This is a genomic window from Vibrio genomosp. F6, assembly GCF_005146325.1.
Lineage (GTDB): Bacteria > Pseudomonadota > Gammaproteobacteria > Enterobacterales > Vibrionaceae > Vibrio > Vibrio cortegadensis.
On sequence record NZ_SYUT01000011.1, the window covers coordinates 113,675 to 128,970 of the forward strand.

The 15,296-nt window shown below is 42.8% G+C and carries 12 protein-coding genes; 4 read left to right on the plus strand and 8 right to left on the minus strand.

Annotation, left to right across the window (positions count from 1 at the left end; genetic code table 11):
- Nucleotides 1–13 precede the first annotated feature (13 nt).
- Complete coding sequence (locus tag FCV43_RS02615) at nucleotides 14–1,333, plus strand: anti-phage deoxyguanosine triphosphatase (protein WP_136993940.1); 1,320 nt, start codon at nucleotides 14–16, stop codon at nucleotides 1,331–1,333.
- A 29-nt stretch (nucleotides 1,334–1,362) separates the two neighbouring features.
- Here the strand turns inward: FCV43_RS02615 and FCV43_RS02620 are convergent, their stop codons facing one another.
- Nucleotides 1,363–2,001 carry a tRNA-uridine aminocarboxypropyltransferase gene (locus tag FCV43_RS02620; protein ID WP_113795888.1) on the minus strand — a complete coding sequence of 213 codons (639 nt, stop codon included), beginning with the start codon at nucleotides 1,999–2,001 and terminating at the stop codon, nucleotides 1,363–1,365.
- 9 nt (nucleotides 2,002–2,010) lie between these two features.
- On the opposite strand from FCV43_RS02620, the gene rrtA reads away from it, so the two are divergent.
- Nucleotides 2,011–2,574: a rhombosortase gene (gene rrtA / locus FCV43_RS02625; protein WP_240697114.1), complete on the plus strand. Its 564-nt coding sequence runs from the start codon at nucleotides 2,011–2,013 to the stop codon at nucleotides 2,572–2,574.
- 114 nt (nucleotides 2,575–2,688) lie between these two features.
- On the opposite strand, the gene FCV43_RS02630 is transcribed toward rrtA, so the two are convergent.
- The 7 genes from FCV43_RS02630 to tig all read right to left on the minus strand — a co-directional run bounded on the left by FCV43_RS02630 (nucleotide 2,689) and on the right by tig (nucleotide 11,488).
- Complete coding sequence (locus tag FCV43_RS02630; RefSeq protein WP_431188280.1) at nucleotides 2,689–2,994, minus strand: ComEA family DNA-binding protein; 306 nt, start codon at nucleotides 2,992–2,994, stop codon at nucleotides 2,689–2,691.
- 128 nt (nucleotides 2,995–3,122) lie between these two features.
- Nucleotides 3,123–4,976: a peptidylprolyl isomerase gene (ppiD, locus tag FCV43_RS02635; protein WP_136993941.1), complete on the minus strand. Its 1,854-nt coding sequence runs from the start codon at nucleotides 4,974–4,976 to the stop codon at nucleotides 3,123–3,125.
- Nucleotides 4,977–5,157: 181 nt separating this feature from the next.
- On the minus strand, nucleotides 5,158–5,430 hold the full coding sequence (locus FCV43_RS02640) for an HU family DNA-binding protein (RefSeq protein WP_017051274.1): 273 nt from the start codon (nucleotides 5,428–5,430) through the stop codon (nucleotides 5,158–5,160).
- Between the two features lie 194 nt (nucleotides 5,431–5,624).
- Nucleotides 5,625–7,976 carry an endopeptidase La gene (gene lon, locus FCV43_RS02645; protein ID WP_136993942.1) on the minus strand — a complete coding sequence of 784 codons (2,352 nt, stop codon included), beginning with the start codon at nucleotides 7,974–7,976 and terminating at the stop codon, nucleotides 5,625–5,627.
- 118 nt (nucleotides 7,977–8,094) lie between these two features.
- A complete protein-coding gene (clpX, locus tag FCV43_RS02650) occupies nucleotides 8,095–9,375 on the minus strand; it encodes an ATP-dependent protease ATP-binding subunit ClpX (protein WP_113795885.1) in 1,281 nt (426 codons plus the stop codon).
- An 83-nt stretch (nucleotides 9,376–9,458) separates the two neighbouring features.
- Nucleotides 9,459–10,085, minus strand: a complete 627-nt coding sequence (gene clpP / locus FCV43_RS02655) for an ATP-dependent Clp endopeptidase proteolytic subunit ClpP (RefSeq protein WP_017051271.1) — start codon at nucleotides 10,083–10,085, stop codon at nucleotides 9,459–9,461.
- Nucleotides 10,086–10,189: 104 nt separating this feature from the next.
- Nucleotides 10,190–11,488 (minus strand): trigger factor, encoded by a 1,299-nt coding sequence (gene tig, locus FCV43_RS02660; protein ID WP_017051270.1) that lies wholly within the window; start codon nucleotides 11,486–11,488, stop codon nucleotides 10,190–10,192.
- 527 nt (nucleotides 11,489–12,015) lie between these two features.
- Between tig and FCV43_RS02665 the strand changes: the two genes are divergently transcribed.
- Both FCV43_RS02665 and FCV43_RS02670 read left to right on the plus strand, forming a co-directional pair.
- On the plus strand, nucleotides 12,016–13,818 hold the full coding sequence (locus FCV43_RS02665) for a sensor histidine kinase (protein ID WP_136993943.1): 1,803 nt from the start codon (nucleotides 12,016–12,018) through the stop codon (nucleotides 13,816–13,818).
- Nucleotides 13,819–13,828: 10 nt separating this feature from the next.
- Nucleotides 13,829–15,172 carry a sigma-54-dependent transcriptional regulator gene (locus FCV43_RS02670; protein ID WP_136993944.1) on the plus strand — a complete coding sequence of 448 codons (1,344 nt, stop codon included), beginning with the start codon at nucleotides 13,829–13,831 and terminating at the stop codon, nucleotides 15,170–15,172.
- Nucleotides 15,173–15,296 lie beyond the last annotated feature (124 nt).

Consider the following 15,296-nt stretch of genomic DNA (forward strand, 5'->3'; position numbering starts at 1 on the left):
GAGGAGTCACAGCATGGATATTGACTTAAACCCTCAGTGGTTAGAAAGAGATAATGACGAACATAAAATTAGACGCGACGATCACCGAAGCCCGTTTCAGCGTGATCGTGCTAGGATCTTACACTCTGCGGCTTTTAGACGCCTACAAGCTAAAACCCAGGTTCATGGTACGTCGGTTAATGATTTCCACCGAACTCGGCTCACTCACTCCTTAGAGGCCGCACAGCTAGGTTCTGGCATTGTGGCTCAAATCAAAAAGAAACAACCTGAGTACCGCGGCTTGTTGCCTTCTGATAGCTTAATTGAATCCATCTGCCTTGCTCATGATATTGGTCACCCACCTTATGGACATGGCGGTGAAGTCGCGCTCAACTACATGATGCGTGATCATGGTGGTTTTGAAGGCAATGCCCAAACTTTTCGAATAGTAAGCCGTTTAGAACCATACACAGAGCATCACGGTATGAACCTATCTCGACGTACTCTATTGGGTTTAATTAAGTACCCAGCGTTATTGAGCCAAACTCGTTCGCACGTTCAGCCCAAACCTGTTGAGCATCAACGTCGACTAAAAGCGAAAGATTGGTCTCCGGCAAAAGGTATTTACGACCAAGATAAACCGATTCTTGATTGGGTATTCTCTCCTCTTAGCACCCAAGATAAAGCGCTATTCTCCACAATGCGTGAAAGTGATGTTTCAGAGTTTGAGCACCAGAAAACCCAGTATAAATCCATTGATTGTTCGATTATGGAGCTTGCCGATGACATCGCTTATGGGGTCCACGATCTTGAAGATGCCATCGTGCTAGGTTTAGTGACTCGCCAACAATGGCAAGAGTCTGCAGCAAGTCAATTAGCAGAATGTGGTGATAAGTGGTTTGAATCCAACCTAGAGTCGATTAATGAGATGCTTTTTTCTGGAAAACATCATTTAAGAAAAGATGCCATAGGCGGAATGGTCAACGCCCTGCTGACCAGTATTAGCATTCAAAAGGTTCCTGCACCCTTCGAATCAGAACTCCTTGCGTACAATGCATACTTAGAGAAACCAATGGCCGACGCCCTAGAAGTCTTAAAAGGCTTTGTTAGCCAGTTTGTTATCCAAATACCTCAAGTCCAAATTGTAGAGTACAAAGGTCAACAGATCATAATGGATATGTTTGAAGCTTTTAGCGCCGATCCAGAAAGATTACTACCCGAATCAACACAACAATTGTGGCGAGATGCCAACCAGAAGCATGGCGATGGAATGAGAGTTATCGCGGACTATATTTCTGCGATGACCGATGGTTTTGCCCAGCAGTTACACCAGCAACTGTTCTCATCCCATTAAAAGTGGGCTCAAAACCCAATCATTGCCCTCTAATCACTGAGCTTTGATAGATAGTTTTTTTCAAACACTCCAGGGGGCATTTGCTTAATTTGAAACTCAATCATGTTATCAAATGCTTCAAGCAGCGGTGAAAAATCATTTTCAGGCTCTAGCAAAGACAAAATATGATAGCCCGCCTCTACCGTTGAAAGACTATTACTTGAAGGGGCTTTCCGAATTCGATAATTCCCCTGCAGATCCGTTGGCAGGTGGATGCAAGTTAAGTCGCGCAAATTGTTCGATACTTGCCACATTTTAAATGCTTTCTTCCATGTTCCATCCAACAGAATCACACGTAGTCTCTTTTCATCTCCAAACCTTCTGTCAGGATCTTGTACCTGCTTGAACGCCTGAATATCTGTCGATTTTTCGCTTGGGTAAAGAATGACATGCTCGACCTCACTTTCACTGAGCAAACCATTGAGTTCTACATTATCAGAAAAGTCTTCACCTACGATTAGTCGACTGTTCGGCAATGAAAGAGATAGAATTCTCGCCGTTCCCATCGGTCTATTTTCTTCTGTCGAATGCTGAAGAATGATAAGCTCAACCGAAGTCGAAAGGGTTTTAATCCAGTCACATATGCATGCTTTGAGTGATTTTCGACATTTACTGCAATATCTATACATGGAGTAACAGTGTACCTATTTTTAGTAATAATGAGCGGCGTTTGCCTTGCTTTTCAGATACCAGAATTACAATCGTGGGCAACATGGGATGCATCCGCCATTGTTTCTGGCCAGTGGTGGCGGATCCTAACAGGAAACCTCACTCATACCAATGCCATGCACCTTATCATGAACATTGCAGGGCTATGGGTTATTACTCACTTATTTAAACCGACGGCTAAGCATGTTGCTTTTGTGCTGCTTTGTTGCTGCGCAGTGGTTGGTATCGCTTTATTGGCAACAGAGATGCAACGCTATGTTGGGTTGTCAGGTGTCCTGCATGGACTATTTGGATATTTCGCACTCAGAGAAGCTTTAGAGGGAAGGAAAAGCAGCTGGCTACTCGTGGGTGGATTAGTAGCTAAAGTCGCTTGGGAGCAATCATACGGAGCTTCAACAAGCACGAGTGCAATGATCAACGCCCGAGTGGCCATTGAGGCACACCTAGTAGGGGCTCTCGGAGGAACTTTGTTAGCTTTGCTCACCCTATCAGTCCAAAAAATCACCGCATCAGATAACGAGTCTCATGAGTAAATCTTTTCATGATATTTTCATGAGACCCTTTAAGCGGTTAGAGACATAGCCAAAGTAACAGTACCTTGTGCTCTATTTATGTAGTTCTATTTACGTAGCTTTATTTATGTAGCTTTATAACTGTATTCTTTCACTGTTTTTTTCTAATGTTGACCTTCCAATACCTTTCACATTCGTCAACTCTTCAGCCGATTGAAACTCACCATTGGCTTTTCTATAGTCCACAATATCTTGTGCTCTCTTCTTACCAACACCTTTTAGTAAGGTGGCAAGCTCCTCTGCAGAAGCGGTATTAATATTCACCGTAATTTCAATGCCATCATGCTTAGTAAGCGTACTCTCTTCAGCCGCAAAAGCAGAAATGGGTAATGATATCGCCAGAATCAGAGTCAATAGGTATTTACGTAAAAGCATATTCAATTCCTTTTAAATAGATTGGAATGAAATAATAGCGATGATGCAGAAATGAAGGTTGGGGAAGCCAGAAAAATAAAACGGGCCACAAATGTGACCCGTTTTCATATTCATATCTATTACATGTTAATTGCCTACTGGCTCACAACATAATACTCAATGCTGGTATTTTTACGTAATACACTTAGCACGGCATTCAGATCTTGCTGAGTGTTGCTACGCTCAAGTTGAGCACCAATCTGTTCGCTGTATGCAGGGTTAATATTTGCTGCAACGTTAGACAGTTCAACAACAATGATATTGCCTTCAGCATCTTTAGATTGACCAAATGTCACTTTATCCGCTTCTGGCTTAGCGAAAGTAAATACTGACGTTGCCAATGGAGAGCTACGGTCGATAGTCTCAACATCACCAAACTCTAGGCCATTGTCAGCTAAAATCGCAGTATTGCCCGCTTCTAGTTCTGACACCAACGTCGAACCAAGTTCGATAGCTTGCTGTTCACCTTTATTTTTTGAAAGCTGAGTAACCACTTGTGCTTTCACGTCTTCTAAAGGCAGCACTTTCTCATCGCGAGTATCTTCTACACGAACAACGATAATATGCTCAGGAGCAACTTCAATCGCTTCTGAATTCAAACCATCTTCTTTCACTTCAGGGCTAAGAATCGCGTCAATAACCGCAGGTGCTTTCAGTAGTTCTGGCGCATCAACTTGAGAGATGAAGTCAGTGGTTTTGATCTCTTGGCTGATAGCTTGAGCAGCATCATCTAATGAGTCAGGGTATTCAAACGCCACTCTCTCTAATTCAGATTGCAGCTCGTAGAACTGATCAACGGCTTTCTGATCAACCAGTTCAGTCTTGATTTCACCAACAACATCAGTAAACGGTTGAGCTTCAGACGCTTTCACTTCATCTAATTTGATGATGTGGAAACCGAAATCAGATTTCACCACGGCGCTAATGTCACCCGCTTTTTGCAAACCAAATGCTGCAACTTCAAATGCAGGGTCCATTACGTCACGTTCAACCCAACCAAGATCACCACCCGCTTCTGCACTGCCGAAATCTTCTGATTTTTCTTCAGCGAGTGTCGCAAAATCAGCACCATTGTTAAGTTCAGCTAAAATAGCGTCTGCAGCGTCTTCGCTTTGAGTCAGAATGTGGCTCACTTTACGCTGCTCTGCTGTTGAGTACTTATCCATATGATCTTGGTAGTACTGTTGTGCATCCGCATCAGAAACGGTTACTTGCGATTTTAGTTGCTCAGCAGATAGCTCAACATAAGCGACTTTTACCTGCTCTGGGCGAGTAAAGCGTGCGGCATTATCTTGGTAAAACTGTTGAATCTCTTCGTCCGTCAATTCTGCGTTTTTCGCAAATTCATTGAGTGACAAAGTTACCGTGCGAATATCACGAGTTTGAGTGATTAGCTTGCTCTGAGCATCAATCTCACTTGGCAGCGTAAACTCACTACTTTCTAGTGCCGTAAGAAGCTGAGTACGCATTACGTCACGACGCATGTACTCCGCAAAGCTTTCAGCGCTAAAACCAGCACGACGAAGTGCGGACTGGTAAATATCTTGGTCGAATTTGCCATCATTTTGGAATTGAGGCATTTCTAAAATCATGGTACGAATTTGAGCATCGCTTACTCGCAAGCCTAATGCGTCTGCATGTTGCTCTAAAAGCAATTCATTCACCATACGATCTAATACAGACCTACGGAATGATTCAACATAAGCAGGATCACCTAAAAGCTGTGCAAAGTAATCACCCATTTGAGATTGCATGCGGTTGCGTTCATTTTGGTATGCTTGTTCAAACTCACCACGACCAATCTCTGTATTGCCAACTTTCGCTGCTGCGTTATTACCACCACCAGTGATGTAGCTACCTACACCAGCAAAAACAAATGAAAGGATGATTAATCCAAGGATAATTTTTATCGCGATGCTATTCACGCCTTCGCGTAATCGATCCATCATAATTTAACTGCTCTCCGGAAATGAAGTAAGGACTTCAAAATCAATATTATGTATTGCGCGATAATATCAGAAAAAGAAATGCGCATCAGTAGGATGCGCATAAATTAAAAAAGTTCGACTTAATATTTGAGAATTTGTGCCTATCTCAGTATCAAGTGCTTGTCTGCTCGAATAATCGAATCTAGTTACAAGCGTCTTTTAGTGCTTTACCTGCTTTAAATGCTGGAACTTTTGCTTCAGCAATTTGAATCTCTTCGCCAGTTTTTGGGTTACGGCCAGTACGAGCTGCACGAGTACGTACGCTAAAAGTACCAAAACCAACAAGTGCCACTTGGTCACCGGATTGAAGTGTATCGCCAACAGCGCTGATAAATGCGTCTAATGCGCGACCAGCTGATGCTTTTGAAATATCTGCGTTTTCTGCAATTGATTCTACTAATTGTGCTTTATTCACTGTGATTCCCCTTTGTGTCACCTATGATTATTTTTTTAAGGTGGCTTCGTTCCGTTTTAGATTTAAATTTAGCCTAAAGCCTTACTGTAACTGGGCTGCACGCTTTAGTGGATTAACTTAGCGTCCAAAAAAAACGCTGACAAGTTTTTTTGAACTTATCAGCGTAATCTTTTACTTATTTATGCTGTACATCACTATTTTTCAGCAGCAAACTCAACACCAGTAGGCTCTCGCTCTAATGCCACTTTAAGCACTTCATCAATCCATTGCACTGGAATGACTTTTAAATCAGCAATAACATTGTCTGGAATCTCTTCCAAATCACGCTCATTATCTTTCGGGATAAGGACCGTTTTAATACCACCACGGTGCGCAGCAAGTAACTTCTCTTTCAGTCCACCGATAGGAAGCACCTCACCACGAAGCGTAATTTCACCGGTCATTGCGACTTCTGCTTTCACGGGGTTGCCCGTTAAGCTAGACACAAGCGCTGTACACATCGCGGTACCAGCACTTGGGCCATCTTTAGGTGTTGCACCTTCAGGAACATGAACGTGGATGTCACGCTTCTCGTAGAAGTCGGTATTGATCCCAAGCTTCTCTGCACGTGCGCGTACCACTGTCATTGCCGCTTGAATTGACTCTTGCATCACATCGCCAAGAGAACCCGTTTGAGTCAGTTTGCCCTTACCAACCATTGATTCTGTTTCAATAGTTAATAGATCACCGCCAACTTCCGTCCACGCAAGACCCGTGACTTGGCCGACACGGTTACTGTCATCAGCTTTACCGAAATCACAACGTTGTACACCAAGATACTCTTTCAAGTTATCCATAGAGACAGTCACACTCTTCAGGTCTTTATCTAGAAGAATGTTCTTCACTGCTTTACGGCAAATCTTGGAAATTTCACGCTCAAGGCTACGTACACCGGCTTCACGTGTGTAGTAACGGATTATGCCGATAATGGCAGAGTCTTCGATCGTGATCTCTTTAGGTTTCAAACCATTACGTTCAACTTGCTTCTCAACAAGATGTCGCTTCGCAATGTTTAGTTTCTCATCTTCGGTATAGCCCGAAAGACGAATCACTTCCATACGGTCCAGAAGAGGGCCAGGAATATTCATTGAGTTCGATGTTGCAACAAACATGACATCAGACAGATCGTAATCTACTTCTAGGTAATGATCGTTGAAAGCATTGTTTTGCTCAGGATCTAACACTTCTAAAAGTGCAGATGACGGGTCTCCACGCATGTCAGAAGACATCTTATCGATCTCATCCAGGAGGAATAGTGGGTTTTTCACGCCAACTTTCGACATTTTCTGGATTAACTTACCCGGCATTGAGCCAATGTAAGTACGGCGGTGGCCACGGATTTCAGCTTCGTCACGAACGCCACCCAGCGCCATACGTGTGTACTTACGTCCTGTTGCAGAAGCAATTGAGCGACCTAATGACGTTTTACCTACACCAGGAGGACCAACCAAGCACAGAATTGGGCCTTTAAGCTTGTTGATTCGGTTTTGAACCGCCAAATACTCAAGGATTCGTTCTTTCACTCGATCTAAACCGAAATGGTCTTCATTAAGAATTTCTTCGGCTTTCGCAAGATTCTTCTTAACTTTTGAGCGCTTCGTCCAAGGAACACCAATCATCCAATCAATGTAGCTACGCACAACGGTGGCTTCAGCAGACATTGGCGACATCATTTTCAGTTTTTGAAGCTCTTGTTCGGTCTTATCACGCGCTTCTTGTGGCATTTTAGACTCTTCGATTTTCTGCTTTAAAACTTCGAATTCGTCAACGCCATCTTCCGTTTCGCCAAGCTCTTTCTGAATCGCTTTCATTTGCTCATTCAGATAGTACTCGCGCTGTGATTTTTCCATCTGCTTCTTAACACGACCACGAATACGCTTCTCAACCTGTAGCAGGTCAATTTCCGATTCCATTTGTCCCATTAAGAATTCAAGACGCTCTGTCACATCTTGAATCTCTAATACATGCTGCTTATCCACTAACTTAAGAGGCATATGTGCAGCAATGGTGTCAGCTAAACGCGCTGCTTCATCAATACCGTTAAGGGAAGTCAGTACTTCAGGTGGTATTTTCTTATTCAGCTTAATAAACCCTTCGAACTGATTAATCGCGCTGCGAACAATCACTTCTTGCTCTTTATCATCAAGTTCAGTCGTCGTTAGATACTCAGCATCCGCTAAGAAAAATTCATTTTCTTTAAACTGATGAATCTTCGCGCGCTGTTGCCCTTCGACAAGTACTTTAACGGTACCGTCTGGTAATTTTAAGAGCTGTAGAATGGTCGCGACCGTACCAACAGTGAATAGATCATCAATGGCAGGTTCATCGGTGTCGGCTTCTTTTTGAGCGACAAGTAATACTTGCTTGTTTGCGTCCATTGCTGATTCAAGACAGCTAATTGATTTTTGACGGCCAACAAACAATGGAATAACCATATGAGGGTAAACCACTACATCACGTAGAGGTAGTACGGGGATCTCGATACGCTCGGAACGTTCCAAGTTCATATTTTTCTCTCTTCCGCTTAGTCTTATGAGCAGTATATGGGGGCTAATTGGTTGGATTCAATGAAAGAATAAAAAAAAGGAGGTAATTGCTTACCTCCTTCGTATATTTGCTTATCGCTTACTCTGCGCCAGCGGCTTGATTGTCTGAATTGCTATAAATTAATAAAGGATCAGATTCACCTTTAATTACAGATTCATCAATCACTACTTTGCTTACATCTGTTGAAGACGGAAGCTCGTACATAGTATCTAGCAATACACCTTCTAGAATAGAACGAAGTCCACGAGCACCTGTTTTACGCTCCATCGCTTTCTTAGCAATAGCACGTAGGGCATCTTCACGGAACTCTAATTCGGTCTCTTCGATTTCAAATAATGCAGCATACTGCTTAGTTAGCGCATTTTTTGGTTCACAAAGAATTTGAATCAGTGCTTCTTCATCCAACTCAGTTAGCGTTGTGGTAACAGGAAGACGACCAATGAACTCTGGAATCAATCCATATTTCACTAGGTCTTCAGGTTCAACTTGGCTAAATAGCTCGCCAACCGTCTTCGTTTCGTCTTTAGAGCGAACTTCTGCTCCGAAACCAATACTTGAACCTTTTTCTACACGTTGCTCAATCACTTTATCTAAGCCGGAGAATGCACCGCCACAGATAAATAAGATTTTAGATGTATCTACTTGTAGAAACTCTTGTTGCGGGTGCTTACGACCACCTTGTGGCGGAACAGAAGCAATTGTACCTTCAACCAGTTTCAATAGCGCTTGCTGCACACCTTCACCAGATACATCACGTGTAATTGATGGGTTTTCAGCTTTACGTGAAATCTTGTCGATTTCATCGATGTAGACGATACCACGCTCAGCTTTTGCCACGTCGTAGTCACATTTTTGTAGCAGTTTCTGAATGATGTTTTCTACATCTTCACCTACATAACCAGCTTCGGTTAATGTAGTTGCATCTGCCATTGTAAATGGTACGTCTAAAAAACGAGCCAGTGTTTCTGCTAGTAATGTTTTACCACTACCAGTAGGACCGATAAGCAAGATGTTACTCTTACCTAGCTCAACACCTTCACTCGTTGTATCACCATTACGTAAACGCTTGTAGTGGTTATATACCGCAACAGCTAGCACTTTTTTCGCGTAATCTTGGCCAATTACATAGTCATCAAGGTGCTCACGAATATCACGTGGCGTAGGAAGTGCCTCAGATTCTTTCTTAGGCAAAACATCCTTGATTTCTTCACGAATAATGTCGTTACATAGATCGACACATTCGTCACAAATGTAAACTGAAGGACCGGCGATTAGCTTGCGAACTTCGTGCTGGCTTTTGCCACAGAAAGAGCAGTAAAGCAATTTACCGCTTCCACTCTCTTTGCTTTTGTCTGTCATTCGCTAACCTCTTAGCCTTTACTCTTATGCTTTGAGTGTATATCAATTTTAATCAATTTGCGTTAAACAATTACCCTTGGTAACTATTCACCACGATGATTAAGAACTGCATCCACCAAACCGTATTCTACTGCCTGATCTGCAGCCATGAAATTGTCACGATCGGTATCACGCTCTACCACTTCTAATGGTTGACCCGTATGCTCAGCTAATAAATTATTTAGCTTTTGCTTAATCGTTAGGATCTCTTGAGCATGAATTTGGATATCTGAAGCTTGGCCTTGGAAGCCGCCTAGTGGTTGGTGAATCATTACGCGAGAGTTAGGTAATACATAACGTTTACCCGGCGCACCACCAGCCAACAGGAAAGCACCCATTGAACAAGCTTGGCCCATACATACTGTGCTCACATTTGGCTTAATGAACTGCATAGTGTCATAAATAGACATACCCGCAGTAACGCTGCCACCTGGAGAGTTGATGTATAGGAAAATATCTTTATCTGGATTTTCAGATTCTAAGAAAAGCAGTTGAGCCACGACAAGGTTTGCCATGTGGTCTTCCACTTGACCTGTTAAGAAAATTACTCGTTCTTTTAATAGACGAGAATAAATATCGTAAGAACGCTCACCACGGGAAGTCTGTTCAACCACCATAGGTACGAGTGCGTTCATGATCGGCGACATTGCATTGTTTTCTTGGTAGCTCATATTCTTATGTCCCTAAAATAAATGGCCCGGATGATATAATCACACGGACCATTGTTAGCAGAATAGTTTACGTTAAGTCAACCATCTACGAAATATATTGCTTATTAAGCTGGTTGCTGATTCATTAGCTCGTTGAAGCTAACTTCTTTATCAGAAACTTGAGCTTTAGCAATGATCGCGTCAATCGCTTGCTCTTCTAGAGCTACGTTGCGCATGTTTTGCATCATTTGCTCGTTTTGCTCGTAGTAAGCGATAACTTCTGTTGGATCTTCGTATGCTGTCGCCATCTCTTCGATAAGTGCTTTCACTTTCTCGTCGTCAGCTTTTAGCTCTTCAGACTTGATTACTTCACCAAGAAGAAGACCAACAACTACGCGACGTTTAGCTTGCTCTTCGAATAGCTCACGTGGAAGTTGTGCAGCAGCTTCAGGGTTACCACCGAAACGTTGTGCAGCTTGCTCACGTAGAGTACCGATTTCTTGATCGATTAGAGCAGAAGGAACGTCAATGTCGTTCTCTTTAACTAGACCGTCAAGCGCTTGCTCTTTGATGCGGTTTTTAACAGCTTGCTTAAGTTCACGTTCCATGTTCTTACGAACTTCAGCTTTAAGACCGTCGATGCCTTCAGCTGCGCCAAATTTAGAAACGAATTCATCATTTAGCTCTGGAAGTTCACGCGCTTCAACTTTGTTTAGTTTGATAGCGAACTTAGCTGCTTTACCTTTTAGGTTCTCAGCGTGGTAATCTTCTGGGAAGTTTACTTCGATTTCGAATTCGTCACCTGCTTTCTTACCAGCGATGCCATCTTCAAAACCAGGAATCATTCGGCCAGCACCCATCTCTAGAGGGAAGTTTTCAGCTTTGCCGCCTTCAAACTCTTCACCGTCGATAGAACCAACGAAATCGATAGTTGCGCGAGAGTTCTCTGTTGCAGCTTCTTCTACTTCAGCCCAAGTTGCTTGTTGCTTACGTAGAGTTTCGATCATCTCAGCAACGTCTTCTTCTTTAACTTCTACTGCTGGTTTTTCAACAGTGATGTTAGCAAGACCAGCAAGTTCGATTTCTGGGTAAACTTCGAAAGTTGCGTTGAAAACGATGTCTTTGCCTTCTTCAGTCTCTACTGGTGCGAATGTTGGTGCGCCAGCTGGATTGATTTTCTCTTTAACGATCGCTTCGATGAAGTGACGTTGCATTACTTCGCCCATTTTGTCTTGACGAACAGCTTTGCCGTACATCTTAGCAACCATCTTCATTGGCACTTTGCCTTTACGGAAACCATCGAAACGACGGTTTTTCGCGATGTTGCGTAGTTCAGCTGTTACTGCATCTTCGATGTTAGCAGCTGGAACAGTAATGTTAAGACGGCGCTCTAGGCCTTCTAGTTTTTCAACAGTAACTTGCATTATATAAACCTCAAAACTGGCTCAGTAATCTGAGCGTATGAGCCGTAACTGAGGCAGTTGCCTTTCGTTGTTAGCATCATGTTTGTGTAGTGCTCTATCCGAACACCTAATTTAAAATTGAGCATCGATACCTAACGGGTGAAACCAAGGTTAAATATCGGACTAATCAGCGATATCTTTATTCAACTCAAAAATGAGTGATAAAAGGTATCTCCTATTAGCCTCAGGACAGAAATTTAGACGCGACATTCTAGCGATCTGAATCAGACCTGTCGAGTCGTTCACCTATGCATGGTGCTTAATGTCCTAAATTCTCATGCTAAGTGATAAAAAAAGCATCAACTTATCATTAGACACATCAGAAATGGGGACAATAGCGACTTTTTCAAGGGAATGAAGGGCTTTTTTTATTAAAAAGCTCAAAAAGAGATCTTGCTCTTGTTTTGCAGCACATAGTTGATAATTTTTTCGCCACCGAGACATTCAAAGCCGTACCCTATTTATAGGAGCTGTACATGGAGAAAAGGATGTCCAAACTCAAACGTATCTCGCTGATTTTTGTCTTACTTTATCTATTTTGTGCTCTATTAGGCGGCCAATGGGTATGGAAACACAGCTACAATCTGTTGGTATTAGAACACCAAGCGCAGCTCGATCGCTTTGCCAGTCATATCACCAGTAAACTGGATAAATACGCCCATATTCCTGAATTACTTTCTCAGGATCAGGAGCTCGTTGATGCGCTTATTCAGCCCCAAAACAGCGCTCAAATTGAGTTAACCAACCGATATTTAGAACATGTGAATGATGTCATTCTGGCATCTGATACTTACCTCATTGATCAATATGGCACCACGATTTCTGCCAGTAATTGGGATAAAGAGCGCTCATTTGTCGGACGAAATTTCGCTTTTCGCCCTTATTTCAAGCAAGCAATTGTCGGCTCCGAAAGTCAATATTTCGCACTCGGTTCAACATCTGGGTTACGTGGTTACTATTACTCTTACCCTGTTACTTATGCGGCCGAAATTATAGGGGTTGTGGTGGTAAAAATGGATCTGTCCGCCATTGAAGATAACTGGAAAAGTAAACAAAACTATTTTGTCGCCAGTGATAAAAATCACGTGATCTTTATGTCGAGTAATCCAGATTGGCTATTTCACAGCTTATCGCCTCTGGCTGACGCCAAAAAGAACGAGATTCTAGCGTCCCGACAATATTTGGATACCAATATCTCCAGTTTGAATTTTTCTGGCGATCTTTATCTTACTTCTACCGAGCTAACCCAACCCCATCAAGTTGGATTTCAGGGAGACTTTATTACTTCATCTCGTTCACTGCCCGGTGAGCACCTTACGATTCGCGTCATGTCTCCAAAAGTTTTAGTGCTTTGGGATACCTTGGGTTTTGTCTCTATATTGACTCTGATCTTCGCCGTCTTTTTTCTGATTTATCAATTGATCGCCCACCGCCAACAGAGACAGCGTCAAATTGATCAAGTGCATATTGAGGCGAACCAAAAGCTTGAATTTCAAGTCATGGAGAGAACCGCTGAACTGCACGCTGAAATTCACCGACGAGCGAAAACGGAAGAAGCCTTAATACAGACTCAAGACGAACTGGTTCAAGCGGCGAAACTCGCGGTTCTGGGACAAATGTCTGCAAGTATCAGCCATGAACTGAATAACCCCCTTGCGGCCATTCGTAGCTACGCGGAAAACGGCAAACTGTTTTTAATGAAAAATAAACCAGATAAAACCATTGAAAACCTTACTCGTATTTCGTCACTAACAGAGCGAATGGCAAAAATAAGCCAGCAGCTCAAGTCATTTGCGAGACGAAGTTCAGCCAACGAATTAATCGATGTTCAACTTAACCCGGTAATACTCTCCGCCAAAGAGCTGCTCAAACCACAACTGAAATCAAGCCGAGTCAATTTTGATTGCCAGCTATTAGAACGAGATGAATCTGTCGTCATCAATCCAATCCAGTTAGAACAGGTGCTTATTAATCTGCTGACGAATGGTATTCAAGCTTTAGACAACATTGAACCCAAACAGCTATCACTCTCGATTGAACCCTCTGATGAGCATATCAATATTCACATCGAGGATAATGGTTCCGGCATTGATAGCGATAAAATGAACAACTTATTTGAACCTTTCTACACCACGAAGAAAAATGGTTTAGGTCTAGGTTTGTCTATCTCCCAACAGATTATGCAAAGTATGAATGGTAATTTATTTGTCAGTCGATCACCGCTGGGTGGTGCCCGATTTACAGTTCAATTACTGAACACCTCCCCTTCCCAACTCAAAAATAATAATTAAAGGAAGAAATATGTGTCACGTATTTTTTATAGATGATGAACCCGATTTAAGACACGCCATTGAGCAAAGTTTTGAACTTGCAGATATCGAAGCGCGATTTTTCCCTGATGCGGAAGAGGCACTGCTTGCTGCTGATAAAGATGGTCTCCCTCATGTGGTTGTAACAGATATATGCCTTCCTGGGATTTCAGGACAAGACTTGCTCAACTCGATCAAATATAAAGATCCGGAGCTGCCTGTTATTTTGATCACTGGTCATGGTGACATTTCAATGGCAGTGCAAGCGATGCATGATGGCGCTTACGACTTCATTGAGAAACCATTCGCACCTGAACATTTAATCGATACGGTAAAACGTGCGATTGAAAAACGCCAACTCACCATAGAAAACCAACAGCTCAAACGAACTTTGAAAGCCAGTCAGGCGCTAGGCCCACGTATCATAGGTAACACTGAGAGCATTCAAGTTTTGCGCGATACCATCACCCACATTGCTGATACCAGTGCCGATATTCTGTTATTCGGTGAAACTGGGACCGGTAAAGAGCTGATTGCACGATCTCTGCATGAACAGAGTCGTCGTAGAGAGCAAAATTTCGTGGCGGTCAATTGCGGGGCTGTGCCTGAAAACCTAATCGAGAGTGAGCTGTACGGTCACGAAAAAGGCGCGTTTACAGGCGCAGATAGCAAGCGAATAGGCAAATTTGAATACGCTCAAGGAGGCACGCTTTTCCTTGATGAAATTGAATCCATGCCAATGCAAGCTCAAATTAAACTACTTCGAGTACTACAAGAGAGGGTCATCGAGCGTGTAGGTTCAAATAATCTTGTCCCTTTAGATATCAGAGTGGTTGCCGCGACTAAAGTCGATTTAAAGCAAGCGTCGGCTGAAGGTTCATTTCGGCAAGATCTCTATTATCGCCTCAATGTTGTCACCCTAGATTTACCCCCTTTAAGACAGAGAAAAGAGGATATCCCGGCACTTTTCCACCATTTTTTGCTGGTCGCGGCGGCTCGATATGGAAAGGCGGCGACCGCGCTACCTCAATCGGATCTCCAAGCACTGCTTAGCCATGACTGGCCGGGGAATGTGAGGGAGTTAAGGAATGCTGCGGAACGTTTCGTACTGCTTGGAAAGCTCGCCCAACTTGGAGAACAACCCTGCTCTCCACTCACGCAACAGAGCCTGATTGATCAAGTATCAGAGTTTGAAAAATCAGTCATAGAACAGGCACTTATTGAGTGTGGAGGCAGTATTAAGGATACGATGTCACGGCTTAACCTTGCTCGAAAAACCCTATATGACAAAATGCAGCGCTACAATTTAGATAAAGATCGCTATAAAAATGACTAATTTTCTATAAACATAAAGATGAATATTATTTTCACATTATATTCATCTTTCTCCCGCTAGTATTAACTCATCAAAGCGAAATCGGTTATTACTTTTGAGTCTTACACGTTATTTATCCACTGCC